The sequence below is a fragment of the Leeuwenhoekiella polynyae genome, assembly GCF_004104075.1.
Taxonomy (GTDB): domain Bacteria; phylum Bacteroidota; class Bacteroidia; order Flavobacteriales; family Flavobacteriaceae; genus Leeuwenhoekiella; species Leeuwenhoekiella polynyae.
In genome coordinates this window covers 117914-144040 of record NZ_QOVK01000001.1, presented here as the reverse complement: position 1 = coordinate 144040, position 26127 = coordinate 117914, and the positions used below count along the sequence as shown (strand labels likewise).

Sequence of the window (26127 nt, the reverse complement as noted above, 5' to 3'; positions counted from 1 at the left end):
AACGCTCAATTCTATTCAACTAAAATTTTATAAACCCCGGTCTGACTATCTAATTCAAAATCAGTATTACGGATTTCTATCTCATTATATTTTGTAAATGAGCAGCAATCATCGGTTGTTCTTTCTGCATTTACATATAAATTGAATACTGTATCCTCACCTATTTTGATCTCAAGATTTACAATTTCGGTTTCCCAGCCTACTTCCTGAATTTGGATTACGTTTAATTGATTTTCAGAAATAAATTGAAATGCTCTTTCTGTATCATCAACGGCATTTACAACCGAAATATCTTCGGGATTATATATACCACTTGTAAAAAGATTCCCTCCAGTTTCTGCATCAACGAGTTCAAATACAAAACCTTGAGGAGGTGTAAAACATGAACCACAATCATCGTTATCACAAGATTGAAGAAGTGAAGCAAATAAAATTAAGAATAGGTAGACTTTTTTCATTTTTGGATGTTTAGCTTATAGATGCATTTTTAATAGAATAGTTGCGTTATTTTAGTAAGCAAAAAAGCACCTCCTTGCGGACGTGCTTTTAAACTATTTATACGCTTAACGCTCCTAGATTTTGTTACGCTTACGTTCGTTTTCAGTTAAATATACTTTACGTAAACGTAAATGATTTGGTGTTACCTCAACATATTCATCTTTTTGAATGTATTCTAATGCTTCTTCTAAAGAGAATTTAATAGCAGGAACAATCTTAGCTTTATCATCTGCACCAGATGAGCGTACATTAGATTGCTTTTTAGCCTTAGTAATATTGATATTCATATCATCTTGGCGAGAGTTTTCACCAATCACCTGACCTTCATAAATATCTTCTCCTGGAGAAACAAAAAACTTACCTCTATCTTGTAATTTATCTATAGAATACGGTATTGCAGATCCATTTTCCATAGAGACTAGAGAACCACTTATACGTCCAGGAATTTCTCCTTTATAAGGCTGATACTCTAAAAATCTGTGAGCCATAATCGCTTCTCCCGCGGTAGCTGTTAGTAATTGATTACGTAAACCAATAATACCTCGTGATGGAATTAAGAACTGGCAAACCATCCGAGTTCCTTTTGCTTCCATACTCAACATCTCTCCTTTACGCATAGAAACCATCTCTACTGCTTTACCAGAAACAGTATCTGGTAAGTCTATAGTCAACTCTTCCACAGGCTCGCATTTAACACCATCTATTTCCTTAATGATTACCTGTGGCTGACCAATTTGTAGTTCATAACCTTCACGACGCATCGTTTCAATCAATACCGAAAGGTGCAATACCCCACGACCGTAAACCATAAATTTATCTGCACTACCAGTTTCTTCTACACGAAGTGCCAAGTTTTTCTCTAATTCTTTAAATAAACGATCCTTAATATGACGAGAAGTCACAAATTTACCGTCTTTACCAAAGAAAGGCGAATCATTAATGGTGAAAAGCATACTCATTGTAGGCTCATCAATAGCAATTGTTTTTAGTGCTTCTGGATTTTCAAAATCTGCAATAGTATCACCTATTTCAAAACCTTCAATACCTACAAGTGCACAAATATCGCCAGGAAGAACTTCTGAAACCTTAAGACGTCCTAAACCTTCAAAGGTATGTAATTCTTTTATTTTAACTTTTTTAACAGCACCGTCACGCTTTACTAAAGATACTTGCATACCTTCTTTCAAAATCCCTCTTTGTAAACGACCTATAGCAATACGTCCTGTAAAAGAAGAAAAGTCTAAAGAGGTAATTAGCATTTGCACAGTACCTTCTTCAATTTTTGGAGCAGGAATATGCTCCATAACCATATCAAGAAGAGGCTCTATATTTTCTGTTTCTTTTTTCCAATCATCACTCATCCAGTTGTTCTTAGCAGAACCATAAACTGTTGGAAAATCAAGCTGCCATTCTTCGGCACCTAATTCAAACATCAAGTCAAAGACTTTCTCATGAACTTCATCAGGAGTACAGTTTTCTTTATCTACTTTATTGATTACCACACAAGGCTTAAGACCCAGGTCAATTGCTTTTTGAAGTACAAAACGGGTTTGTGGCATAGGTCCTTCAAAGGCATCTACCAGAAGTAACACACCATCTGCCATGTTTAAAACACGCTCTACTTCCCCACCAAAATCAGCGTGACCAGGAGTATCTATAATATTGATCTTTGTACCCTTGTACATAACCGAAACGTTCTTAGACGTAATGGTAATACCACGTTCACGTTCTAAGTCGTTATTATCAAGAATTAGATCGCCGGTGTTTTCGTTTTCACGAAATAACTGACAGTGGTACATAATTTTGTCAACTAGGGTTGTTTTACCGTGGTCAACGTGCGCGATAATCGCAATGTTTTTAATTTCCATAAGATGCCCTTATTTTAAGGGCGCAAATATAGTGGTAATTAATGACTTATTGATACCTTATGTTGTATTAAGTTTTAAGCATATTTTAACTCCTATCGTTATAGTCAATAAACTGATAATCAATAGCTAAATATATTATTTAGAACCTCATCTTTATTATATATTAAAATTTAGATTTTCTTTGGCTCAGAGCATAGCATCAAAAATTACAGGTTTAAACAACATATTTCAGATATTTTAAAGTTTTTGTTCGCTATACACTAACATCGTTCAATTCGGGATTTACATATTCAATTTTGAATTTTCTATTTCATATTTCCAAAGCCTTATCTTTACGCTCTAAATTTTTCAAAAAATGAAATTGAATTCCATTCCAAAAATAAAACATACAAATACTAATAATTTCTTTCTTCTTGCAGGGCCTTGCGCGATTGAAGGCGAAGAAATGGCGTTACGCATTGCGGAAAAAATCGTAAGTATCACCGATAAACTGAACATTCCGTATGTATTTAAAGGAAGTTTTAAAAAGGCAAACCGAAGCCGTATCGATAGTTTTACTGGCATTGGTGATGAAAAAGCTTTAAAGATTTTACGTAAAGTTTCTGAGACTTTTGATGTACCCACCGTTACAGATATTCACGTAAATGAAGATGCAGCAATGGCTGCAGAATATGTAGATGTTTTGCAAATACCTGCGTTTCTTGTACGTCAGACCGATCTGGTTGTCGCTGCTGCTGAAACCGGTAAGGTTGTCAATCTCAAAAAAGGCCAGTTTATGAGCCCCGAAGCAATGAAACATGCGGTTGCCAAAGTCACCGATACAGGCAATGAAAATGTATGGATCACAGACCGCGGGACGATGTTTGGCTATCAGGATCTCATCGTAGATTTTAGAGGAATCCCTACAATGAAGAGTTATGCTCCTACCGTACTTGATGTCACCCACAGTTTACAACAACCCAATCAAAGTAGTGGGGTAACCGGTGGTCGCCCGGAGCTTATAGGCACTATGGCCAAAGCGGGCATCGCAGCAGGTGTTGACGGTCTTTTTATTGAAACCCACTTTGATCCTAAAAACGCGAAGAGTGATGGAGCGAATATGCTAGATCTTAGTTTGCTGGAAGGTTTATTGACTAAATTGGTAGCTATCAGAAAAATTGTTGCTGAAAACTAAAGTACATTTAACAAAATAAGAATCTCATAATTTTAAGGATTGCTGAAGTTCACACTTTAGCAATCCTTTATTTTTTAGAAAGCTATTTTATCAAATTAATTAAAAAGATCAGTTCTCATTCTTAAACTGAATCTCAAAAGACTGCACATCAATATGCTATAAACTAAATTCTTAGTACATTTAAGTGCAATCAAAAACACATTTATATGAAAAACTTGCGAATTCCGGCAGTACTGGCGTTTACTGCACTAACTATCTTTTCGTGCTCAGACGAGCCTAAAGAAACGCCTTTGACTATAGGGAATCTTGAACTTTCAGAAAGTAAACCTTCTCCCGGTGATAGTTTAAAATTGGCCTATTCCGCAACTGACACAATAACTGAAGCCTTTTACGTTTATACCGTAAAATCAAGTGCTTACCCGGTTGACCTTGACCTAATAAAAGATGGTGAGCGCTTCACAGGAGGCCTAAAAATTCCTGATTCTGCTGATGGGTTGATTTTCAATTTTAAATTAGGAGAAGATTATGAAGCTAATGATGAAAAGGGATATTCGGTAAATCTCTATGATACAGATGGCGAGATACTTCCTGAAAGCGAATCTAGTGTTACATATTATAAAGCTACTAGAGGCTCTGATTATGGAATCAAATACAACCAAGAAGATGCAGCTAAGTTATTAAAAGAAAATTGGAGTAAGCATCCTGACAACCTAGCTTTTCTGTATGTAATAAATTCATCAGATAAAGCTTTTGCTGATTCAATTTATGATGCAAAGCTCGCATCTCTAGCTGCTAAAGAACAATTGGTTGAAGAGGATTACAGCAATTTAATCACCATTTATAATGTAAAAAAAGATAAAGCTGCTCTAGACTCTATTACTCCTATAATCGCGGCAAAGTATCCTAAAGGAAATCAGGCACAGCGCGCGTATTATCAAAAAATTTATGAAGCCAAAAGTCTGGAAGATAAAGAGGCGATCGCTGTAGAATTCGAAGCAGCAGGCGGAGTACCTTCTAGCTACGGAAACTATATGTATTCTGCTTTGGCTCAAGCAGAATTAGCTGAAGGTAATATTGAAAAGTTTAAAGACGCTGCAGAAAAAATCAGTGCAGCTACCAATAAAGCTAGTCTTTATAATAACGTTGCCTGGAACATGGCTGAAAAAGGAGAAAATCTTGAGTTAGCCGAAGAATTATCCAAAACATCTTTAGATCTTGTAGATGCTCAAAAATCTGACAAACCTGATTATTATACCAAAAGTCAGTTTGAAAAGAATCTGGCATCTACCCAAGCAATGTATTCAGACACCTACGGGTTGATCTTATTTAAACAAGGTAAAATCAAAGAAGCCATCGCAGCTCAGGAAGATGCTGTTGCAGACAGGACTTCTCCAGATGTATATGAACGTTACGTGCAGTTTCTAACCGCAGATGAGCAATATGACAAGGTTCTTGAAAAAGCTTCAGAATTCGTTAAAAAAGGTAAAGCTACTACGAAAACTAAAGAGTATCTGGCTACTGCTTTTACCAAAACCGATCACGATGGTGATTTTGATGGCTATTTGAGTGGTTTGGAAAAAATAGCCCACGATAACGCGTTGGCCGATCTAAAAAAGGAAATGCTTTATGAGGAGGCGCCCACATTCAATCTTAAAAATTTAAATGGCGAGGAAATCGCTTTAGCCGATTTAAAAGGAAAAACCGTGGTACTTGATTTCTGGGCAACCTGGTGTGGTCCTTGTAAAGTTTCTTTCCCAGGCATGCAAAAAGCTGTTTCTAAATATGCTGATAACGAAAATGTAGAATTCCTATTTATAGACACCTGGGAAAGCACCAGCGGAGAAGCCCGGGAAAAAGGAGTTAGTGATTTCATCAAACAAAACAACTATACGTTTAACGTATTGATGGATACTCCTAAAGAAGAAGGAAGCCGGGAATATGATGTAGTTTCGGCTTACGAAGTAGAGGGAATTCCTACCAAGTTTGTAGTGGGGCCTGACGGTAAAATCAAATTCAAAGCTGTTGGTTTTGACGGCAACACAGACGGCTTGGTTGAAGAACTTGATATGATGATTGGTCTGGCTGCCGGGCAGTAATCGTTAGACGTTAGAAAAATAAAAAATCCGTGTTGGTTTGAAACCAACACGGATTTTTTATGTAATTTCCTTCAACTGCTTTAAAAATCCAATAGCGATTTCAGCATCTATATCTTCTAGGTTGTGATACCGAAGCGAGCGTAAATTCTTTCGACCCTCTCCTGCCATCAAGTTATTTTTGAGGTCATCGAGATCCACGCCTTTGGGAAAACTAAGTTCCACAAAGCTTTTCCTAAAATTTAGAAAGCAGAACATCTTTCCGTTCAGGTAATAAAAAGGCAAATGCCACTTATAAAGCAATTGCGCTTCAGGTACGCTGTGCTCAATAAGCACCTGCAATTGTAGCAAAATATCCCGATAGGGTTGCGGTGTTTTTAGAATGTAATTTTCGGCAGGATTCATTTGTGAGAGTTGTTATAATTCTTAGGGCTTCTTTGCTTTCCAAAAAATCAGTAAATTATAAAAAAGTATTAATTCCAAGAAGTTATTAGCTGTTCCAATAAAATCCCCTACTTTGCCCACCAACCTTTCAGAGTATGTCTTCACACTTCCAACTTTCACGCGTCAAAGGACTGTTAGTTCTTTTATTAATTTCTGCTGCCGCAACAGGTCAGGAAAAAGAAAAGCCAAAGCTTAAATTAGGAGGTGCCTTTCGGGTTAATTATGTTTATTCTTCCTGGAAAGAAGAGCAAAAAACAAAAGGAGGAGAGTTTGGTTACGATATGTTTAGGATTAATGCTAAAGCCTCTTATAAAAAGATTTTTTTAAATGCTGAATACAGACTTTATTCTGAAGCTTTTGGCGGAGGCTTTTTAAAACAAGGATGGGTCGGCTATAAATTTAATGAAAAAGACGAGCTTCATGCAGGCTTAGTTTATGTTCCTTTTGGAATCAAGCAATACAATTCTCACAATTGGTTTTTTAATATCACGTATTATGTGGGGCTTGAAGATGATCATGATATGGGGTTAAAGTATGTGCATACAGGAGACAAATGGGATTATGCTTTGGCTTTTCTAAAAAATGCTGAAGAATTAAATTTTGGAGGCGGTGTAGAAAATAGCTCTAGCAGATATTCATATGATGTAGTGGGTAGAAATAAAGAAACCAACCAATTTAACGGAAAAGTCGTTCGTAAACTAGGTGAGAATGTCAAACACAGAATAGGTTTCTCTGGGCAGTATGGTAGTCTGTATAATATAGATACCAACAAGAATGGTTACCACTATGCTCTTGCGCTTCACTATGAGATGAACTGGAAAAACTGGAATTTAAAGACCGAAGCAATTGCTGTTTCTCATGCTCCAGAAAATGCACCGGGGGAATCAAATAAAATTATAAAAATGGGAGCATACGGTACTCCATATGAAGTTGCTAGCGACTTTAACATGTACACTGCTGCTGTTTCCAAAAAAATTTCAGTAAACTGGGGACCTATCTCTCAAATTGAAGTCTATAATGACTTTGGTTATATGCAGAAAAAAGAAAAAGAATTTACAGATTCTTTTCAAAATGTAACCGGTCTGTTAGTTACAGCCGGTCAAGTATATACCTACATAGATTATGCTGCTGGTTATAACCACTCATGGTTAGGCGGTAATTTTGTAGATGATTTTTCAGCAGGTAATCCTGATGCAAAATGGGAAGCTCGTTTTAATATAAATATTGGATACTACTTTTAATAGAAATAAAATTTTATGGCAAAGAAAATTACGCGAAGTGATGAAAAGAAATCAATATTTGGTCTAGAAGTAAATGGACCGGTATTTTTTACCTCTACGATATTTATCATCATAAGTATTGCACTTACGATCATATTTGAAAAAAAGGCACAAAAAATATTTAGCGACATTCAACATACTGTGGCAGAAAAAGCAGACTGGTTCTTTGTGCTTTGTATAAATCTGTTCTTGATATTTCTTACCTATCTGGCGTTAGGTAAATACGGAAAACTTAGAATTGGGGGGCAAAAAGCAAAACCAGAGTACAAAACAGGGTCTTGGTTTGCGATGCTCTTTAGTGCAGGTATGGGTATTGGTTTGCTCTTTTTTGGAGTTGCAGAACCTGTAGACCACCTTTTAAATCCGCCCACGACAGAACCCAAGTCTGTGGCAGCAGCTATAGAAGCAATGAATTTTACATTTTTACACTGGGGCTTTCATGCTTGGGGTGTGTACGCTTTAGTAGGTTTGGCACTCTCCTACTTCACGTATTCCAGAGGTTTACCGTTAACGATTCGATCCATTTTTTATCCATTTTTAGGAGATAAAATCTACGGGAGAACAGGTGACATTATAGATATTTTTGCAGTGCTTGCTACACTTTTTGGACTTGCAACGTCATTAGGTTTTGGTGTTCAACAAATTGCCAGTGGCCTCAATCACGTATTTGGTGTACCTGATGGGACACTAACACAAATTCTTCTCATTGCCGGCATTACATTAATTGCTACAATGTCTGTAGTATTAGGAGTAGATAAAGGAGTGCGTATTTTAAGCGAATGGAATATGCGCATAGCTATAATTTTATTACTTCTTGCTGTAATTCTAGGCCCTACGCTATTTATTTTTCGCTCCTTTGTTGAAAATACGGGAAGCTATATTTTCAACTTCTTAAAAATCTCTACTTGGGTAGAAACCTATGAAGGAAGCTCTTGGCAAAATAACCAAACTGTTTTTTACTGGGGTTGGTGGATAGGTTGGTCTCCATTTGTAGGAATGTTTATTGCGCGTATTTCTAAAGGACGCACAATTAGAGAATTTATTCTAGGTGTTTTATTAATACCATCATTGGTTACGTTTTTCTGGATGTCTGCATTTGGTAGTGTCGCTATTCAGCAAGTCTTGAATGGTGATATGACTATAGTTACAGCTGTAAAAGATGATGTCGCTACTGCGCTATTTATATTTTTTCAAGATTACCCATTATCGATGGTGATTAATGTGGTTGCTGTTATTCTTATTGCAGGTTTCTTCATTACTTCATCAGATTCAGGATCACTTGTAGTAGATAGTTTAACTTCTGGCGGAAAAATTGAAGCACCGGTAGGGCAACGTATTTTCTGGGCAGTGACCGAAGGCACTGTTGCGGCTGTTCTTTTATTTGGTGGTGGGCTTGAAGCCTTACAAACCGCAACCATTGTAACTGGATTACCATTTGCTATAATTTTACTTATTATGTGTTATTCACTCTATAAAGGACTAAAAGAAGATTATGAGAAAATGGAGAAAAAGAAATCTGAAAAGCAAATGGACGACTATGAAGATGTCGTTAAAGAAATTGTAGCTCGAAGAAATAAAAAAGACTAAAAATGGAAAAAGTAAAAAACATACTGGTTGCTTTAGACCTCTCCTCTTTAGATAACCACCTCATCGAATACACCTCTTTTCTTGCTGAAAAGTTTGAGGCTGAAAACGTATATTTTGTTCATAATATCAAGAAATATGAGATCTCTGATCTATTTAAAGAAGAGCTGAATCAGTTAAATCTTGACCAACTTATAGGTGATGAGCTTAACGAGAAAGTAGCAAACCGCTTTTCTGCAAATGTGAATTGGGAAGTGCTAATTTCTGAAGATTCTAATACAGAATCACTCATTCATTATATCGCTAATAAATATCAGATCAATCTTGCTATTGTAGGGAATAAAGCTGCTAAAGATGGGACAGGTGTGGTCACTTCAAAGTTGCTAAGATTGCTCAAGTGTAGTATACTTACAGTACCTAAAACAACTGAGCTAAGTTTAGAAACGATATGGGTAGGTACAGATTTTTCTAGTCATTCAAGAAAGTCTTTTTTCTTTGCTGAAGAGCTTAGAGGCAAGCAACCCATTACCATAAATGCATTACATATCGCACAAGTTCCTATTCAATTTTCTCCATATGTTGCCCGAGAAGATGCGCAAGAAAAAATAGAGAAACATATGCGTCAGAAATCTGCTAAATTCTTTAAAAAACTTGCTGTGACAGATCCTGATAATCACGAATTTCTTTTTGCAAAAGATAAAAGCATCAGTCAGAAATTTCTAGTTGAAATTGAAAAACGCAAACCTAAATTGGTTATCCTATCGGACAAAGGAGGTAGCAATATTTCAACCTTATTGATAGGTAGTCTTACTGAAGAACTCTTTAATGAAACCCTAAGTAGTCCACTACTAGTAGTACGATAGCTTATAACTATAATCAAAACATAAAGCTTCACGAGAACGTGAAGCTTTTTTTATTCTTGGTTGGTAAACTATTTTAGCTTTACTTTGTAACTCAAAGTACTTTTGTATGAATACTAAAAACTATCTCAAAGACATCAGCGACATCAAAACCATGATGAGCAGATCTTCTCGCTTTATGTCACTAAGTGGACTCTCAGGAGTTCTAGCAGGTGTTTACGCATTGATAGGCGCAACTATCGCATATTTTCAAATTAAAGATTTTAAGTTTTTAATTTATAATGAAACCGACTGGATTTCTGATAACCCCTACTCTAGTTTGTTTTTTAATTTAGTAACCATTGCGCTTATTGTTCTTGCAGCTGCTATCGCAACAGGATTTTTCCTCACATTACGTAAAGCTAAAAAGCAAAATGAAAAAATCTGGAATCCGGTCTCAAAACGCCTCTTGGCTAATTTTGCACTACCTCTTGTGTCAGGAGGTTTGTTTTGTATAGTACTTATACAATATGACATAGCCGGTCTTGTAGCTCCAGCAACACTAATTTTCTACGGCCTTTCTCTCGTAAACGCCAGCAAATTCACAATAGGTGATATAAAATATCTGGGAATAGCTAATATTATAATAGGTCTTATCGCTACACAGTTTGTGGGTTATGGTTTGTATTTTTGGGCACTCGGATTTGGAATTTTCCACATCATTTACGGAACTATTTTATACAATAAATACGACCGTCCCTCCCAAAGCGAGGAGAATATCAATTAATTCATTCATAAATTTCAACATACATTGAAAAACATCATTCAACATATAAATAAAGCTTTTGATCACAGGGTACGCCTGGGGATTATGAGTATTTTGATGGTGAATGATTTTGCCGACTTTAATATGCTGAAAGAACTATTGGGAGCTACAGACGGAAATATTGCCAGTCATACCAAAGCACTAGAAAAAGAAGCTTATATCAGTATTGAAAAATCATTTATTAACCGAAAGCCCAATACCAGGTATATTGCTACCGCATCTGGCCGGGAAGCTTTTACTAAACACATTGAAGCTTTAGAAAAACTCATCAATAATAATGACTAAATCTATTTTTTTATCATTAAACTTTGAATTTCAAAGTGCTTTAATATTAATAAGAGAACTATTTGTAGGAGCTTCTTTTGATCTAAGCAGTCGCATTTATGTGAAGTTTAAACGCACAGAATCTTGGGGCATTTCCCGGAAAGAATTATTACAATATCCCGAAAATACGTTAGGTTTTTATCTGGGCTGTTTTTTGCTAAAACATAATTTTGAGCCTCAACCCCGTTGCGAAAATCACGATGTTTTTCATGTCCTGACCGGTTATCAAACCGATACTGCTCAAGAAATCGCACTCCAATTCTTTCTCTATGGAAATGGGAAGAGAAGTGCATTTTTACTACTTGCTATGTTTGCTGGTTACCTCCTCTACCCCGATCACTATAAGACTTTTAAAAAGGCTCAAATAAAAGGGCAAAACACCAAAACGCTACACGACTTTAACTACAAAGAGTCTCTCAAGTCTTCAATCATAACTTTTAAAAATACATTTAACATCAATCAATTATAATCTTATGGACTCTCAAAAAACACAATATCCCAATCGCTTTATACAGTGGCTAAAAACTTCTATCACCGCTCGCATGTTTATGGTGGGTTTTCTTACCTTAATCCTGCTTATTCCGTTATTTTTTGTTCAAGACCTCATTCAAGAACGGGCTCAGCGGCAAGAAGAGGTGGTATCTGAAATTAATGAAAAATGGGGAGAAGAAGTTCTGATCTATGGTCCTGTTTTAAAGATACCCTATATGGTTTCAGTAAAACAGGCAATTCAAAATAAAGAGACTAAAGCATTTGAAACGCAATATATCGAGGAAGAAAAATCAGCCTATTTCTTTCCGAAGGAATTAAACCTTAAAACTCATGTAAATGCCGAAATAAAAAACAGAAGCATATACAAAACCAGTGTTTATAATTCTGAAACGCACTTTGAAGGTTCTTTTGCTATTCCTGATTTCTCTGATGCTCCTGCCGAACCCAATCAGATTTTATGGGAAAAAGCACGTGTAATCTTTCAAACTTCTAATCTCAAAGGAGTCAACGAGCAAGTGATCATAAAATTAAATGGCAATTCTTATCCGTTCTCTTCAAAGTACGAAAAGCGAAATCCTACCGATCTTTCTCATCTAAATCTTTTTACAATGGAAACGACTTTTGTAAAACCAGAAAATCTTCCACAGGAAAACACCATGAATTTTGAGATGGATTTACACATAAACGGAAGCGAACAATTACGTTTTATTCCTACCGGAAAAACTACGGAAGCACAGGTTACTTCAGACTGGGAAACCAATAATTTCACCGGTAATTATCTACCGCATAATGAAGATAAACTTGATGGTAAAGGCTTTGATGCAAAATGGAAAGTATTGGATATTAACAGACCTTTTCCGCAAGAGTTTTTTCAAGGTTTGCCTAATCTTACTGAGTTTGCTTTTGGTGTAAATTTTAAAATTCCGGTAGATGAATATCAAAAAAGTGAGCGAACAGCCAAGTATGGTTTTCTGGTTATTGGTCTTACGTTTCTGATCTTTTTTCTAATTCAAACACTCAGTAAAATTCATATCCATCCTTTTCAATATCTAATGATCGGGCTTGCGCTAATTATGTTTTATACACTCTTGATTTCAATATCTGAACACAGCAGTTATTTAAATGCATATCTCGTTGCCAGTATTGCTGTAATCCTATTGATATCACTTTACGCGCGCAGTATACTCAAGAACATTAAATTCCCGGCTTTTATAGGCTTTTCACTTACGCTCCTATATAGTTTTATCTATGTGATCATTCAGCTGGAAAATTATGCATTGCTAGTGGGCAGTATAGGTCTTTTTATCATTTTGGCTTTGGTGATGTATGTATCTCGAAAGATCGATTGGAATTCCTAAATTCATAATTAAAAACCATGCACTAGTGAAAACTATGAACACGTCATTTCTTTCTTTTTATACCAAAGTGCGTCGCAATTTCTGGCACGCTGGCTTCTATCTCTTTTGCAGGTGTACGCTCGCTTTGGGTTTTATAGTTGCCGGTTGGGTCAAAATCATAGACGAGCGTTTTGCCAGCGGACTTGCTATAAAACATCCTATGGGAGCTTATCTTGAAGCTTTACATCATACGGGATTTTACTATCCGTTTATTGGTGTTGCTCAGATTACAGCTGCTATATTGTTACTCATTCCACGTACAGTGCTGCTGGGTGCATTGGTATATTTTCCCATCATTTTAAACATTTTTGTGCTGTCGTGGGCCGTGCGTTTTGAAGGTTCACTAGTTACTTCAACCCTAATGATTTTAGCTAACTTATATATCCTACTTTACAATTACGACCGTCTCAAATTTATTTTGCCTTTCAGTGAAACATCACTGAAATACGATCCTCCACTTACGCTTAGAGAGACAGAAAATAACCCTCATTTTAAGAAAAACGTCCCCTTGCGGTTAAATTTCAGTTTAGACAGTATAAAATCACCTCTGGTTTCAAAAAAGTTCCCTTGGGGATTTTTGGGAATCATTATCCTCACTTTTGTGATTACGATGTTTGCATCTAACCGACTTTTTGAACTAATGCCCCGCAACAATTATGACGATTGTGTAAGCCGGCTTGAAAGCCGAACTCCTGAACAAGCAGGTTTTGATTTTTGCAATTGTATACATAATCAAGGGAAAACGCTTGACGAATGTCTGAAAGATTATGAAAAAATCAATTAAAAATAATAGGTATGAAAGAGTTTATTCTTACTAAATACACTACACTCAAGCATCTGTTTATAGCGCTTTTGGTCTGCTTCTTACTACTGGTGTTCAGAGTTAAAACTACACATGATTATTTTGGCTTATTTCTGGTATGGAATCTCTTTTTGGCGTTTATTCCTTTAGGAATTGTCTGGTTTATTCAATTCAATAAAAAATTATTTCTCAATCCCATAAAGAAGTTTTTTGTACTGGTACTATGGCTGCTCTTTTTACCCAACGCGCCGTATGTTCTAACCGATTTGATTCATCTATCATACAGTACGTCTCAGTGGTTTGTTTACGATGCAATTGTTATTCTTACGTTTGCAGGAATCAGCTTGTATTTTGGTTATCAATCCATTTTAGAATTAAGAAGATTGCTCAAAAATACGATCAATAAAAAACTCCTGAATATAGCCACGATTTCCGTTTTTATACTTTGCGGTTTTGGTATTTATTTGGGTAGAGTAGTCCGGTTTAACTCCTGGGATTTAGTTACCAATCCATTTGAGTTATTTACTACTATTCTTCAATTTCTTATCAACCCTGTAAAGCATAAACTTGTATGGCTTTTTACTCTGGCTTTTGGAATACTTTTAAATGCCGGTTTTTATATTTTTCAACTTGGGCACAAATCAACAAGGAATTATGATTCCACGCAGTAAAGGTTCTATTTATAGCATCGTTTTTTTTATCCTTCTCAGTATTGAAATAGCTATCGCAACCTATTTAAAAACCGGGTTTATACGAGCTAATTTGGGAGATTTTCTAGTAGTTATTTTATTGTATTGCTTGTTGATGGGTTGTAGCTCTATTTCCGTGAAAACCGGATTATTGGTGACGCTTGCGATTTCTTTTATAATAGAATTTTTACAGCTGGTAAACCTTCCACAATATGCTCCTCAGGAATACAAACACGCAGCTACATTAGTTTTCGGCAGTCATTTTTCCTGGCTTGATCTACTGATGTATGTTTTAGGTATTGGATTTATTTTGTGGGTAGAAATAGTCTCATCCCCATCCCCTCTGTCGCCTAAGAAAGGAATTTAATGTAATTACACATTTATGTTGTATTTCTACAAAAAGCCTATTCCTTTCCATCTACATAATCCTGCAGATAGCTGAAACGTGGTGTCAATTTTCCATCTTTTGTCATACGGGCACGTTGTAAGATTCCATCTTTATCTTCGTTAAAAAAAGCTGGCAATACATTGTCTATAAACATTTCGCCAAAACCTTCACTGGCATCCTTGGGTAACTCACACGGCAAGTTATCTACCGCCATAACGGTGATCGCTCCGGGAGCATCAAAAGCCACTTCCTCTTCAGTTTGAGCATCATAGCCATAAAAAGGTTCACCTATTGTAGAAGGCCGCAAGGTAGAAGCTACAGGGCCATCAATATCACAAGAGATATCGGCAATAACTTCAATTTTAAAATCAGGAATTTTGGCCTGCTCTCGGGTAAATAAATACGGTGCGCCATCACCATAAAAATGTCCGGCTATAAACAGCTGTGTCACTTTCGCAAAGCGTAAAAAATCAGTTTCATACGCAGAAGGATCTTTTATAAATTGAGACAAACTTCCTTTTTCACCATCTGTTCGTTTTGCATAATCCAACACACCTATTTTACAGTATACCGGCATATCAAAAGACTTGTTGAGGTAGTCTGAAATACTCACTTTTTTAATACCAATTGCTTCCAGAATTTCCTGAGCACCACCAGCAACTTTCCCGCTTCCGGAGAGGCAGGTCTTAATTGCCGGCAATTCTATCTTTTTTAATTGAGTGATAAGAGCACTCACATCGGTCAATGTATGAGCGGGTGGCAAATCAAAAGAATGGTGTTTTTTTCCGTAAGCTCTAAACCCGTTATAAGCTCCTACCAAACCGGCATAACGCCCAAAACCTATAAGTCTCAACCCACTTTTACGTGTGATCACCTCATGGTCATAGAGTTCGATATTTTTATCTAAAACCGCACGCAATAAATCCCGATTGTACGGTTGCTTTTTAATCGTATGGCTAAAAAAGAAATATTTCTTATTTGGGATTAATGCATCTATAGGCACTTCTTTAACACCCAGCAAAACATCTGCATCAGAAACATCATCTTTTACTTCAAACTCTGCTTTCTCATAGGCTACATCAGGAAATATGCGTATAGTTGAACGCTCCACTAAAAATGTAGCTTTAGGAAATAATTCTTGCGCACGAGACATCGCTATGGGTGATAATACCGAGCGGCGATCTGGTGGTGATTTACGTTCTTTTAAGAGTGCAAAGTTTAATACTGCCATAAAAATGGTTTTTGAGAAAATTACAAATTTATAGAGATACGGGCACAGTCTTTTTAAGCCAACTTTAATAACGTATTGGCAAATGTTTAATAATTCATTGGGTAGCCTTGCCACTATTATCTACTATATTCTTTAAAACAAAAAATTATATGAAAAGTATATTTGGACTGGGTATAACCCTAGCACTATTAACTACATCTTGTGGAGCACAACAATCTAAAATTAAAGGAGATCGCGACGTGATTTCGGTAAATGGAACTTTACAAACCGGTATTAATACCATTGAAGTTGATAATGATATTGAAGTTGAACTTGTTCAAGCTAAAAGCAATGATTATGTATTAACTACAGACCGTAATCTTATAAGTGTTGTAGATTTTAAAGTCAAGGATAGTGTTTTGCATATCAATACCAATATGAAAATCACCCGTTCTAAAAAATTGGAGGTTTATCTCAAATTGCAAAATCCCCAACATATAGTTCTTAAAGGTGATAGCGACCTCAAGACTCCTGGGCAAATTGAAGTGCCTTATTTTACAGCAACTGCCATGAGTGATTCTCAAATTGATTTGAATATCACCAGTAAAAAAACGAGAATAAATCTTTCAGAAAAGGCAGGAGGCGAAGTCAACACTAAGACTCGAGAACTTGAAATCAAAATGAGCGGGCGTACTGATCTGGACGGAAAGTTCACCGCAACCGAAACCTTCTTAACAATGTCTGATAATGCAGAATTCAACCCAAGAGGAAAATCTGAAACCTTAAATCTAACACTTACCGGGAAGGCTGATTATAAAGGTGATGATTTTGATATCAAAGAAGCGATGCTAACTTTAAGCGATCGTAGTAGCTCAGCTATAAGTGCATCAGATAAATTGATGGTTTCTGCACAAGATAAAGCTATCGTTAATGTTTATGGCAAACCCGAAATCAATGTAAAAGCCTTAAACGATGATGCACAGATTAATAAGAGATAAGCTTTATAAAATCTTTAAAGTGTGAAGATACTTAGGTTTTTATCCTGTTAAAAATTAGTATCTTTGCTCACCTTTTCCGGTTCTATTTTTAGAATTGAAAAATGGATTTGGGGTCGATTTGGTTTTGACAGCGGGTCTAATTGAATAGTAAGCACGTCGAGCGCTGGGACACAAGCTCGTAAATCTCATGTTTCACACTTTTTAAACGGCGAGAATAACTACGCCATGGCTGCATAACCCGAATTATAGTAAGGTTATCTTAATCTCATACAAGGTATGAGACCATGATACCTCTGAAAAGCCTTGGTTTGCGGCGTTTCGCTTAGAGGTACCGAAAAAGTAAACATAGCTATTACAGGGTCTTGATGTGATAGTGAAATCTAATCGAGAATAAGGTACCAGTTGGTAGTTGCCGACCGGCTGTTGCACGAAAACCAATTGGCAAATAAACGTGTAGAAAGCTATTGAGTTGCCTGTTTGCACGGCGGTTCGAACCCGCCCGACTCCACTTTTTGAGTTTCAAACTCCTTTAAAAACCCTGTAAATTACTGATTTACAGGGTTTTTTATTTTATTTACCCTCAAATAAATTCATTTAATATCAAATAAAAGGGAGCCAATTCGGTGTCCCCTAGTTTTCAAGACTTTTGGGGATACCGAATTGATCATAAACCCTTGTTTATCAGATTCTTGAAATGTTAACAGATTTGTAAGTAATAGTATATTCACGTAATTTGAATTAATTAAAAATTCTAAATCCACGAATATGTCTTATAACCTTCTTTTTTTTATCCGTAAAAGTCGATCAGAAAAAAACACGAATTCACTAATATATCTACGGATAACCATCAATGGATCTCGTGCACAAATGAGCATTAGCAGATCTATCCCTTTAAATAAATGGAGTAGTTCTAAGGGACGAGCTAAAGGAACGAATAAAGAATCCAAAGAAATTAATGATCACATTGATAAGTTGACCTACAACTTAAATAAGATTCATCAAAATTTTATGGATAGTGCTCAACTGATTACTCCTAATAAAATGATCAGGGCTTTAAATGGTATAGATGATAGGGACAGAAAAGCTCTTGAGGTCTTTAAAGAACATAACGAAAACCTAGATCAATTAATCGGTAAAGATATTTCGGCTGCATCAGCCCAAAGATATTGGACGTGTCACAATCACATTAAGCAATTCATTAAAGAGTATTATAAAGAAAATGACTATCGACTAAAGGATATCGATTATACCTTTATTACCAAGTTTGAACATTTTCTCAAAACTAAACGTAACTGCAACCACAATTCTGCATTGAAATACGTCAATAACTTCAAAAAAATCATCCGTATTGCATTAGCAAATAAATGGATGGATCATGACCCTCTTATTAATTATAAAGTAAAATTTGAACCTGTCGAACGAGAGTTTCTGAGCCAAGAGGAAGTTGACGCACTCTGGAGCAAAGAGCTTCATTTTGATAGGTTGAAATTAGTACGGGATATGTTTGTGTTTTCTTGCTATACCGGTTTAGCTTATTCTGATGTTGAGAAGCTTTCTAAGTCTGATATCACTTTGGGAATAGACGGTGACAGATGGATTCGAATTAATCGAACTAAAACAGGTACAAAAAGCAGTATTCCACTCCTTCCCGTAGCTGAACAGATTCTTGAGCGTTGCGAAAATCATCCTGAAGTAGAAAATTCTGAGCGTGTGATTCCTGTTTTTAGTAATCAAAAGTCTAATATTTTTTTGAAAGAAATAGCAATTATGTGTGGTATAACTAAACCACTAACAACACACTTAGCCCGACATACCTTCGCAACTACAATCACTTTAACAAATGGAGTGCCAATCGAAACTGTAAGTAAAATGCTAGGACATCAGTCCTTACGCACAACACAGCACTATGCAAAAATAGTTGATCGGAAAATTAGTGATGACATGAACATTTTAAAGGCTAAACTCGCTGCTCAGAAGTCAAAGAAGGAGTCCAAAATGGAATAGAGCTTAACCGTATCTAAGCCTTTTCATTATCGAATAGGAGTTTAAATTCTTCATAGAAATGTTCATAACTCCGGAAAACTGTTTGGCGATGCATCGTATTGGATAATATTTAATAACAAATGAATTCAATCTTTATCAGATAAATGCAAACAATATGAGGGGCTAATTACAAGCTATTTGTAAATAACTCTTCTCTCAAAAAAGGGTGTTTAAACTTTCACTTTTTTACTTTTAATTCAAGAATTCTACTTAATCAAACAAAGCGCTTTGTTCACTATTCACATTAAAAAAGAATACAATGAACATACTTAAATTAGACGAAAGACTTGAGCGAATCGAATCGCTTTTACTTGCCAATAAGAAAGTACTTACCCTAGAGGAAGCTTGCGACTATGCAGGAATATCTAGAAGCTATCTTTATAAATTAACCTCTACCGGTACTATACCCCATAGTAAACCTAATGGTAAACTAATTTATTTTGAGCGGGAAGAACTTGAGCAGTGGTTGCTACAAAACAAAATGTTTTCAGAGGTCGATTCAGGAGAATCAGTAAAGTGCCATTCAAAAGGATCAAAAATTTCATAGACCTATAAAACTAAAGCTATGGAAACTAATAAACTCTATCATGTAGCAGATCCTAAAAAGAAAACTGTTTACGATTACACCATTGAATACTTATTTGAGAAGTATGATATTCTCTACAATGAAATATCACACGACTTTCAGATATCTCTAAAAGGAAAGCGTCAATGGTGCTACTTGAACCTGAATTCGTTGATTATTGAACTGACCAAAGCCGGAATTGATATCAGTACTTCTAAATTAGAGATTCTAATCAAGTCAGAACTGATCCATAAATACAATCCAATTCGAGAATACTTCGACTCTCTGAAGACTTGGGATGGTAAAGATTATATTGAAAAACTAGCTTCTTTCGTTCCGCTTTATGAATATGAAGTATTTGTATATCATTTTAAGAAATGGCTGGTTAGAGCTATCAAATGCGCTCTGGAGCCTGCTTATTTCAACAAGCAGGCGCTAATTATCAGCCATAGTGGTCAGAGTTCGGGCAAGTCCACCTGGTGCCGCTATCTCTGCCCACCCGAATTAGCAGAATATATGGCGGAAGATATCAATAGCGATAAAGATGCCCGAATTCAACTATGCCAAAACTTCCTGTATAATCTCGACGAACTGGCAGTACTTTCTAAGAATGATGTGAATGCCCTCAAAACTTTTTTCTCAAAGACCTTTATCAACGAGCGTTTGCCTTATGACCGGAAGAATACGATACTTCCAAGAATTTGCTCCTTTATGGGTTCGACCAATATGTCTTCCTTTTTAAATGATGAAACCGGTTCGGTACGCTGGCTGTGCTTTGAGCTGATGGGTCCTATAGACTTCAACTATAAAAAGGAAGTTGCTATTGCTGACGTCTGGAGCCAGGCTTATCATTTGGCTTATAAAGATCCTGATTTTAATCCTGAGCTCACCGTCAAGGATGTGAATGAGAATGAGGAGCGCAATCAGAAGTATACTAAAATGACTACTGAACAGGAACTCATTGCGAAGTACTATGAAAAGTCTACCCACGAAAAAGATTTTGTAACGGCCACAGACATCATGGTGAGTCTAAATTGTTTGAACATCCGCATCAGTCAGATCAATCTGGGACGCGCCCTCTCAGGCTTTAGTTTTCAAAAGATCAAACACCCCCAACGCAGGATTTACGGCTATTTAGCAAAACGAAAGTTCACAGAATCACCTTATGAACTAGGCTGATGAAAGAAAAAAGAGTAAAACCTCTTACCATTCTACCACAAATCTTCTGAGAACTTATAAACAGTAGTCTCATTTGTGGTAGGATCATAATAAATCATCTTACCACAAATTTTTGGTAGGATGGGTAAGATAAAAAACAACCTACCCAGGCCACCAAGCCCCGTGTTTACTGGGATGGGTAAGATGGTAGGATGTTTTGGGATTTTTAAACTATTTACAGATGAAAAAAGAAAAATTATCGTGTGAAAATGCCCGAAAAATTTCCATCGTGAAGGCGCTGGAATTTTTAGGACACCTTCCCACTCGCAATTCGGAAAAGGAAGCTTGGTTTCTGAGTCCCCTACGGTCAGAAACCCAAGCATCCTTTAAAGTTTCTAAAACTTTAAACTGCTGGTACGATCACGGACTAGGAAAAGGAGGCAACTGCATCGATCTTATCTGTGAACTTCACAATATAGCCGTACGTGAAGCTTTAGCAATTTTAGCTCAAGTCTATACCGACAACTATGCGCTTCCAAAACCACAACAAACGAAGGTTAAAGAGTCTGGAATTGTAATCAGAGATGTAAAACCGATTCAACATCCGGCATTATTAGCCTATCTGAAGAATCGAAAAATTAATCCGGTTGTAGCGATGTGGTTTTGCAGAGAAGTGCATTATACAATAAAGAAGAAATATGGTTTTTCTATTGGTCTGAAAAATAATTCCGGAGGATGGGAACTTAGAAACAAATATTTTAAATCCTCTAGCTCACCAAAGGATTTGAAATGGATCACTAATGGGTCTCAAAACTTGATCGTCTTAGAGGGTATGTTTGATCTGTTATCGCTGATTACAATCTGTCCAAATTTAAAACGAGAGGCTGATTTTCTGATTTTAAACTCTGTTGCTTTTGCAGATAAAGCACTCCCCTACTTTGATTATTATAAAATTGTTGAACTCTATTTAGATCAGGATGAAGCCGGAAGAAAAACCACAATATACTTCTTGAATGAAACTTCTAAGTGTATTGATAAATCTGAGCTCTATACTGCTGAAAAAGATCTTAATGCCTGGCTAATGAAAACGAATTGAAACTGATTTCTGGAAAGCAGGGCAAGATGTGTGGCTGTGGCACAATCTTGCTTTGCGTCCGATGGTTGCAAAGAAAAAAACAAATACGATGAAACGAGCACTTATCAAATTCAGATGCAGCGTTTATGAGAAAAAATTGCTGCAAGTCAAAGCTAAAGCTGCAGGTGTTTCCTTAAGTGCATTTTGCAGAAACAGCTTAATGGAACAACAGATTACCGAGCGGATGAATGAAGAACATATCAATACCTATAAAATGTTGGTGAAGTATCACAACAATTTTAAACGCATTGGGAATATGTACAAAAAAGGAAATCCAAAGCTCAGTGAAGAAGTGATTTTAGTGGCTAAAGAAATCAAGAAACATTTAAAAACCATACTCAAATGATTGGCAAAGGCAGTTCTATATCCAGTACCCTTTGCGCATTACGTTACGGTAATGATCCAGACAAACGAGCTGAGCTGGTATATAGCGATCTGGTGGTAGGCGATACTGCAGAAGAAATCATCCAAGAATTTAAAGCCGTGCAAGCGCTAAATCAAAATTGTGAGCGCAATACGTTGAGTTTTGTTCTAAGTCCAACGGTAAACGATGGAGCTCAAATGAACACCGAGGATTTAGGGAAACTCACTAGAGCTTTTATTCAACATATGAAATTACAAGAGCGCCAGGCAGTCGCGAATGTAAATAGGGACAAAGCACATACCCATGTGCATCTCTATGTGAATCGTATCGATCTAAATGGTAAGGCTTATACGGATAGTTTTATCGGAAAGCAAAGTCAGTGGGCTGCTGAGCGGACTGCAAAGCAAATGGGCATCCAAACCGTACAAGACGTTCAGCTTGAAAAAAATAAAGCCTTAGCACAGACGCGTGGTGAAATCCACAAGGCGCATCAGCAGGCTATTCAAGGATCTACTAAAGATCTTCAGACATACATCAATCGCATGCAAAAGCAGCATATCACGGTGGTTCCCGTAATCAATAAATCCAAACAACTTCAAGGTTTTCGCTTTGAATACAAAGGTCAAAACATAAAAGGTAGTGAAGTGCATCGGTCGATGTCGGCTAGTAATTTGCTTAAATCCATTAAGCACGCCAAACGTGTGGTGTTATCTGGAGGAAGCATTCCTATTGCACCGAGCCTGGCTAAAGCTGTTGCTCAAAAATTATTAAAAATTGTAATCGATAAAGGAATTGGAATATGACTAAACTAGAACACCTATCAGAACTACTGGTTGAAGAGTTGCATTCGTTCAAACAAGAGGTCAATCGCTTAGAACGGATTGAAAAAAATCTTAAGAGTACCTCCATAAAAGCAGATAGCAACCAAGTTGAAAAGATGATCAATGCGTACCTTAGAAAGCTGGAGATGGATCAAACCACACAGCAGGAAAATCGCAAGGAGCTACTGAGGAAGATCAAGAATACGCGAATGATCCCAAATTGGCTTGTCATCTTAGCCCTGCTTCTTTTTCTTTCACAAGCACTCGCCATTATCTATCTCCTGCTGCGCTAATTGGAAAAAGTAGAATTAATTTTTTCTTTCAAAAAAACCTGTATTTTGTGAAGGCCTTTTCGAAAGAAAAAATAATGGTTAGGGGAGCTTAGGTAAAATAATGAATCAATATTCCATCGATATAGAATTTTAAATTAATGGATTACCCATTTAAAAGTTCTAATTTTCTAAAAACACGCTTATCCCAATCAAAGCAGTGCGTTTGTCACAAAAAAGAGTTTTTTCTTTCTTTGCCGTATTGAATTAATCAAATCCTTTTATAATAAAACGGTAATAGCAAATTATATGATTTTTAGTATATGTCATTAGCCACGCCTCACGCTTATAAAATCATATTAATTTTTATATTATTAAACCTCCCCCACGATATACTTTCCGTGGTACGCAGTCGCGGAAATTTCTTTGTGAAGTTTCTCAAAATTAGATGGTGAAATATCACCTTGTGCCATGATTTGAATTTTAGCTCCGGCAATACCTATCATTTCTTTTAAAGTAGCTGAACCCGCTTCGGCATTGGCTTTTCCCCCGGAAGTAAGTATTGTAGTAATCTCATTAATTTTCAAAAGCTGATGAAGAGCAACAAAAATATCTGGTGTTTGATCTATAGCTTTGTGAATAACAACTTTTAAGGGAAACGCATATTTCGAGAGTTCTGAGATCGCTTTTAAATCCATGGTATTATCAGCTTTTAAAACTCCAAAAACGACACCCTCAACTGGAAGTTTCTTACACATGTCAATACTTTTAAGCATTTGAATATGCTCCTCCTGATTGTACAAAAAATTTCCTGGGCGTGGTCTTATCATTACCCGTATTGGTATAGAAACACCCTGAGCTACCTCTTCTATCAGTTCTTTTGCAGGTGTAAGACCACCAACGCTATACGAAGTGACCAGTTCAAGTCTGTTCGCTCCCTGACGTTCTGCATTTAAAGCTTGTTGTAAACACTCTACACACGCCTCTTTTATAATTGCATTCATTTAAAAGCTCTGCATATTATATTCATTTACTTCTAAAAAACTCTCGTTTTAATTCGCTGCCATAGTTTCACCAGAACTACAGTTGCAATCAGCGTGAGTAGCGTTAGGATGCTGGCTTTGGTATAATAACCATAGATCCAGTATCCGGTGCTGAACAGTGCACCATATATTGTAACACAACCTACAAGGGTAGCCAGTATTCCTGCCGGCACAGACCATTTTTGATTGGTTGTTACCAAAGCAGCTCCCGCAGCACGCGCTTTTGTATGAATGCGCGACCAACCGGGACCACCGGGTTGTGTTTGCTTGTAAAAATCAAATAAAGTCTTGTCTTTTTCAGGTTTGGTCAAAAAGGTAACCGAAAGCCAAACAATAGAAGTAAGTAATACAATCACAGGATATGTTGACCAATTAGGTAACACACCATCTGCTTCTGCTGTACCGAAAAGAATGACACCTAAAGAAGTAAAGTTGAACAGTATTGAAATAATTCCCGAAGAGAACATCGCAGAAATCTCGCTCCAGGCATTGATTCGCCACCAGAACCAACGCAAAATAAAAATAAGCCCCGTTCCTGCACCAAACATCAAAATAATATTGAATAACTGATAAGCATTAGTAAGCACCAGTGCCAAGGCAGAACTTATAACCATCAACAGTACCGTTGAAATTCGTCCTACATTAACCAGTTCTTTTTGCGAAGCTTTAGGCTTTACATAACGGGCATAAAAATCATTAACCACATACGAAGATCCCCAGTTTAAATGAGTTGAAATTGTAGACATATAGGCTGCGATAAGCGAGGCCATAACCAGACCCAAAAGTCCCGTTGGTAGCTTAGTCAGCATTGCTGAATAGGCTAAATCATCTCCTAATTTACTTTCTACAATATTGGGAAAAGCTTCGTGAATACTGGCGATATCCGGGTAAACCACCAGCGAAGCCAGGGCTACTAAAATCCACGGCCACGGCCGTAATGCGTAATGTAATGCGTTAAAGAAAAAGGTGGCGCCTATGGCGTGATTCTCATCTTTGGCAGCCAGCATACGCTGTGCGATATATCCACCGCCACCCGGCTCAGCTCCCGGATACCAGGCGCTCCACCATTGTACCGCAAGCGGAATAATCAGCAGGGTTATCAACGTACTGGTATCATCAAAATCAGGCAAAATATTGATTTTATCTATAACCTGCGGACTATTCATCAGTCCGGTCATACCGCCTACTTCCGGAAGGTTGACACAATAATACGCTGCACCGATACCCCCGGCCATTGCTGCAAAAAACAGTATAAAATCGGTATACACCACGCCTTTAAATCCACCAATGGTACTGAATATCACGGTTACCAATCCGGCATAACCTATGGTTTCCAGGGGTGTTAATCCCAGCATAATCTGCCCGATCTTGATCGCTGCCAAAGTCACCGCGCTCATCGCAAGCACATTAAAGATCACACCCAGATATACAGCCCGAAAACCACGTAAAAACTTCGCAGGTTTTCCGCCATAACGCAATTCGTAAAATTCAATATCGGTATTAACCTCAGACTTCCTCCAGAGTTTAGCGTAGACAAAAACGGTAAGCAAACCGGTGATCAAAAACGCCCACCATACCCAGTTACCGCTTACGCCCTGATTCCGTACAATATCGGTTACCAGGTTTGGAGTATCAGTAGAAAAGGTGGTAGCTACCATCGAAATACCTAACAGCCACCAAGGCATATTCCGGCCCGATAAAAAGTATTCTGAGGAGCTCTTACCCGATTTTTTTGCAACCAAAAGTCCAATGATCAAGGTGATTGCAAAAAAGCCGATGATAATGGCATAATCAAGTGTTTCTAGAGCTACCATACGTATTTT

26 protein-coding genes and 1 other RNA gene are annotated in these 26127 nt (G+C 37.0%); 21 read left to right on the top strand and 6 right to left on the bottom strand.

The genetic code is table 11. The features are described 5' to 3' along the window. Positions 1-11: 11 nt before the first annotated feature. Positions 12-458, bottom strand: coding sequence for a hypothetical protein (locus DSM02_RS00585; protein WP_128763827.1), 447 nt, complete (start codon positions 456-458; stop codon positions 12-14). A gap of 114 nt (positions 459-572) precedes the next feature. After that, positions 573-2366 (bottom strand): translational GTPase TypA, encoded by a 1794-nt coding sequence (gene typA / locus DSM02_RS00580; RefSeq protein ID WP_128763826.1) that lies wholly within the window; start codon positions 2364-2366, stop codon positions 573-575. A 355-nt stretch (positions 2367-2721) separates the two neighbouring features. Here typA and kdsA point away from each other — a divergent pair, with 355 nt between their 5' ends. Further along, positions 2722-3540: a 3-deoxy-8-phosphooctulonate synthase gene (gene kdsA, locus DSM02_RS00575; protein WP_128763825.1), complete on the top strand. Its 819-nt coding sequence runs from the start codon at positions 2722-2724 to the stop codon at positions 3538-3540. A gap of 206 nt (positions 3541-3746) precedes the next feature. Beyond that, positions 3747-5636, top strand: a complete 1890-nt coding sequence (locus DSM02_RS00570) for a TlpA disulfide reductase family protein (RefSeq protein WP_128763824.1) — start codon at positions 3747-3749, stop codon at positions 5634-5636. A 57-nt stretch (positions 5637-5693) separates the two neighbouring features. Here the strand turns inward: DSM02_RS00570 and DSM02_RS00565 are convergent, their stop codons facing one another. After that, entirely contained in the window at positions 5694-6038 is a 345-nt protein-coding gene (locus DSM02_RS00565; protein WP_128763823.1) for a DUF1801 domain-containing protein, read from the bottom strand. Between the two features lie 134 nt (positions 6039-6172). Between DSM02_RS00565 and DSM02_RS00560 the strand changes: the two genes are divergently transcribed. The 10 genes from DSM02_RS00560 (at position 6173) to DSM02_RS00515 (ending at position 14677) form a co-directional block, all read left to right on the top strand. Beyond that, the gene (locus tag DSM02_RS00560; RefSeq protein WP_240673942.1) at positions 6173-7318 is read left to right on the top strand and encodes a hypothetical protein; all 1146 of its coding nucleotides are present in this window, start codon (positions 6173-6175) and stop codon (positions 7316-7318) included. Positions 7319-7333: 15 nt separating this feature from the next. Continuing rightward, positions 7334-8944: a BCCT family transporter gene (locus DSM02_RS00555; RefSeq protein WP_128763822.1), complete on the top strand. Its 1611-nt coding sequence runs from the start codon at positions 7334-7336 to the stop codon at positions 8942-8944. A gap of 2 nt (positions 8945-8946) precedes the next feature. Beyond that, a complete protein-coding gene (locus DSM02_RS00550; RefSeq protein ID WP_128763821.1) occupies positions 8947-9804 on the top strand; it encodes a universal stress protein in 858 nt (285 codons plus the stop codon). 106 nt (positions 9805-9910) lie between these two features. Then, positions 9911-10567, top strand: coding sequence for a hypothetical protein (locus DSM02_RS00545; protein WP_128763820.1), 657 nt, complete (start codon positions 9911-9913; stop codon positions 10565-10567). A 24-nt stretch (positions 10568-10591) separates the two neighbouring features. Further along, positions 10592-10891: a winged helix-turn-helix domain-containing protein gene (locus DSM02_RS00540; protein WP_128763819.1), complete on the top strand. Its 300-nt coding sequence runs from the start codon at positions 10592-10594 to the stop codon at positions 10889-10891. Then, positions 10884-11399, top strand: coding sequence for a Coq4 family protein (locus DSM02_RS00535; RefSeq protein WP_128763818.1), 516 nt, complete (start codon positions 10884-10886; stop codon positions 11397-11399). Before DSM02_RS00540 ends, DSM02_RS00535 begins: the two co-directional genes overlap by 8 nt. A gap of 4 nt (positions 11400-11403) precedes the next feature. Next, complete coding sequence (creD, locus tag DSM02_RS00530) at positions 11404-12780, top strand: cell envelope integrity protein CreD (protein ID WP_128763817.1); 1377 nt, start codon at positions 11404-11406, stop codon at positions 12778-12780. 34 nt (positions 12781-12814) lie between these two features. Then, a complete protein-coding gene (locus tag DSM02_RS00525; RefSeq protein ID WP_128763816.1) occupies positions 12815-13603 on the top strand; it encodes a DoxX family protein in 789 nt (262 codons plus the stop codon). An 11-nt stretch (positions 13604-13614) separates the two neighbouring features. After that, positions 13615-14292: a DUF1361 domain-containing protein gene (locus DSM02_RS00520; protein ID WP_128763815.1), complete on the top strand. Its 678-nt coding sequence runs from the start codon at positions 13615-13617 to the stop codon at positions 14290-14292. After that, positions 14276-14677 (top strand): ribosomal maturation YjgA family protein, encoded by a 402-nt coding sequence (locus DSM02_RS00515; protein ID WP_164918200.1) that lies wholly within the window; start codon positions 14276-14278, stop codon positions 14675-14677. Before DSM02_RS00520 ends, DSM02_RS00515 begins: the two co-directional genes overlap by 17 nt. Before the next feature lie 37 nt (positions 14678-14714). On the opposite strand, the gene DSM02_RS00510 is transcribed toward DSM02_RS00515, so the two are convergent. Further along, entirely contained in the window at positions 14715-15929 is a 1215-nt protein-coding gene (locus DSM02_RS00510) for an NAD(P)-dependent oxidoreductase (RefSeq protein ID WP_128763813.1), read from the bottom strand. Between the two features lie 149 nt (positions 15930-16078). Between DSM02_RS00510 and DSM02_RS00505 the strand changes: the two genes are divergently transcribed. The 9 genes from DSM02_RS00505 (at position 16079) to DSM02_RS00465 (ending at position 23285) form a co-directional block, all read left to right on the top strand. After that, positions 16079-16906: a GIN domain-containing protein gene (locus tag DSM02_RS00505; RefSeq protein WP_128763812.1), complete on the top strand. Its 828-nt coding sequence runs from the start codon at positions 16079-16081 to the stop codon at positions 16904-16906. 109 nt (positions 16907-17015) lie between these two features. Beyond that, positions 17016-17417: a transfer-messenger RNA gene (gene ssrA / locus DSM02_RS00500) on the top strand. Positions 17418-17671: 254 nt separating this feature from the next. Continuing rightward, entirely contained in the window at positions 17672-18910 is a 1239-nt protein-coding gene (locus DSM02_RS00495) for a site-specific integrase (protein WP_128763811.1), read from the top strand. A gap of 298 nt (positions 18911-19208) precedes the next feature. Beyond that, entirely contained in the window at positions 19209-19496 is a 288-nt protein-coding gene (locus DSM02_RS00490; protein WP_128763810.1) for a helix-turn-helix domain-containing protein, read from the top strand. A gap of 18 nt (positions 19497-19514) precedes the next feature. Further along, positions 19515-20693 carry a VapE domain-containing protein gene (locus tag DSM02_RS00485; protein WP_128763809.1) on the top strand — a complete coding sequence of 393 codons (1179 nt, stop codon included), beginning with the start codon at positions 19515-19517 and terminating at the stop codon, positions 20691-20693. Between the two features lie 220 nt (positions 20694-20913). After that, complete coding sequence (locus tag DSM02_RS00480) at positions 20914-21768, top strand: toprim domain-containing protein (protein WP_128763808.1); 855 nt, start codon at positions 20914-20916, stop codon at positions 21766-21768. A gap of 88 nt (positions 21769-21856) precedes the next feature. Next, a complete protein-coding gene (gene mbpA, locus DSM02_RS00475; protein WP_128763807.1) occupies positions 21857-22153 on the top strand; it encodes a mobilization protein MbpA in 297 nt (98 codons plus the stop codon). Then, positions 22150-22974, top strand: a complete 825-nt coding sequence (locus tag DSM02_RS00470) for a relaxase/mobilization nuclease domain-containing protein (protein WP_128763806.1) — start codon at positions 22150-22152, stop codon at positions 22972-22974. The genes mbpA and DSM02_RS00470 overlap by 4 nt, the downstream gene beginning before the upstream one ends. Further along, positions 22971-23285: a DUF6730 family protein gene (locus DSM02_RS00465; RefSeq protein ID WP_128763805.1), complete on the top strand. Its 315-nt coding sequence runs from the start codon at positions 22971-22973 to the stop codon at positions 23283-23285. Before DSM02_RS00470 ends, DSM02_RS00465 begins: the two co-directional genes overlap by 4 nt. A 350-nt stretch (positions 23286-23635) precedes the next feature. Here the strand turns inward: DSM02_RS00465 and DSM02_RS00460 are convergent, their stop codons facing one another. Together DSM02_RS00460 and DSM02_RS00455 are read right to left on the bottom strand one after the other, a co-directional pair. Continuing rightward, complete coding sequence (locus DSM02_RS00460) at positions 23636-24265, bottom strand: copper homeostasis protein CutC (RefSeq protein WP_128763804.1); 630 nt, start codon at positions 24263-24265, stop codon at positions 23636-23638. 32 nt (positions 24266-24297) lie between these two features. After that, positions 24298-26118 carry a sodium:solute symporter family protein gene (locus DSM02_RS00455; protein ID WP_128763803.1) on the bottom strand — a complete coding sequence of 607 codons (1821 nt, stop codon included), beginning with the start codon at positions 26116-26118 and terminating at the stop codon, positions 24298-24300. Between the last annotated feature and the right edge of the window lie 9 nt (positions 26119-26127).

Coding starts and splice junctions, on each gene's coding strand:
- DSM02_RS00585 (WP_128763827.1), bottom strand. CDS start 458: ATGAAAAAAGTCTACCTATTCTTAATTTTATTTGCTTCACTTCTTCAA.
- typA (WP_128763826.1), bottom strand. CDS start 2,366: ATGGAAATTAAAAACATTGCGATTATCGCGCACGTTGACCACGGTAAA.
- kdsA (WP_128763825.1), top strand. CDS start 2,722: ATGAAATTGAATTCCATTCCAAAAATAAAACATACAAATACTAATAAT.
- DSM02_RS00570 (WP_128763824.1), top strand. CDS start 3,747: ATGAAAAACTTGCGAATTCCGGCAGTACTGGCGTTTACTGCACTAACT.
- DSM02_RS00565 (WP_128763823.1), bottom strand. CDS start 6,038: ATGAATCCTGCCGAAAATTACATTCTAAAAACACCGCAACCCTATCGG.
- DSM02_RS00560 (WP_240673942.1), top strand. CDS start 6,173: ATGTCTTCACACTTCCAACTTTCACGCGTCAAAGGACTGTTAGTTCTT.
- DSM02_RS00555 (WP_128763822.1), top strand. CDS start 7,334: ATGGCAAAGAAAATTACGCGAAGTGATGAAAAGAAATCAATATTTGGT.
- DSM02_RS00550 (WP_128763821.1), top strand. CDS start 8,947: ATGGAAAAAGTAAAAAACATACTGGTTGCTTTAGACCTCTCCTCTTTA.
- DSM02_RS00545 (WP_128763820.1), top strand. CDS start 9,911: ATGAATACTAAAAACTATCTCAAAGACATCAGCGACATCAAAACCATG.
- DSM02_RS00535 (WP_128763818.1), top strand. CDS start 10,884: ATGACTAAATCTATTTTTTTATCATTAAACTTTGAATTTCAAAGTGCT.
- creD (WP_128763817.1), top strand. CDS start 11,404: ATGGACTCTCAAAAAACACAATATCCCAATCGCTTTATACAGTGGCTA.
- DSM02_RS00525 (WP_128763816.1), top strand. CDS start 12,815: ATGAACACGTCATTTCTTTCTTTTTATACCAAAGTGCGTCGCAATTTC.
- DSM02_RS00520 (WP_128763815.1), top strand. CDS start 13,615: ATGAAAGAGTTTATTCTTACTAAATACACTACACTCAAGCATCTGTTT.
- DSM02_RS00515 (WP_164918200.1), top strand. CDS start 14,276: ATGATTCCACGCAGTAAAGGTTCTATTTATAGCATCGTTTTTTTTATC.
- DSM02_RS00510 (WP_128763813.1), bottom strand. CDS start 15,929: ATGGCAGTATTAAACTTTGCACTCTTAAAAGAACGTAAATCACCACCA.
- DSM02_RS00505 (WP_128763812.1), top strand. CDS start 16,079: ATGAAAAGTATATTTGGACTGGGTATAACCCTAGCACTATTAACTACA.
- DSM02_RS00495 (WP_128763811.1), top strand. CDS start 17,672: ATGTCTTATAACCTTCTTTTTTTTATCCGTAAAAGTCGATCAGAAAAA.
- DSM02_RS00490 (WP_128763810.1), top strand. CDS start 19,209: ATGAACATACTTAAATTAGACGAAAGACTTGAGCGAATCGAATCGCTT.
- DSM02_RS00485 (WP_128763809.1), top strand. CDS start 19,515: ATGGAAACTAATAAACTCTATCATGTAGCAGATCCTAAAAAGAAAACT.
- DSM02_RS00480 (WP_128763808.1), top strand. CDS start 20,914: ATGAAAAAAGAAAAATTATCGTGTGAAAATGCCCGAAAAATTTCCATC.
- mbpA (WP_128763807.1), top strand. CDS start 21,857: ATGAAACGAGCACTTATCAAATTCAGATGCAGCGTTTATGAGAAAAAA.
- DSM02_RS00470 (WP_128763806.1), top strand. CDS start 22,150: ATGATTGGCAAAGGCAGTTCTATATCCAGTACCCTTTGCGCATTACGT.
- DSM02_RS00465 (WP_128763805.1), top strand. CDS start 22,971: ATGACTAAACTAGAACACCTATCAGAACTACTGGTTGAAGAGTTGCAT.
- DSM02_RS00460 (WP_128763804.1), bottom strand. CDS start 24,265: ATGAATGCAATTATAAAAGAGGCGTGTGTAGAGTGTTTACAACAAGCT.
- DSM02_RS00455 (WP_128763803.1), bottom strand. CDS start 26,118: ATGGTAGCTCTAGAAACACTTGATTATGCCATTATCATCGGCTTTTTT.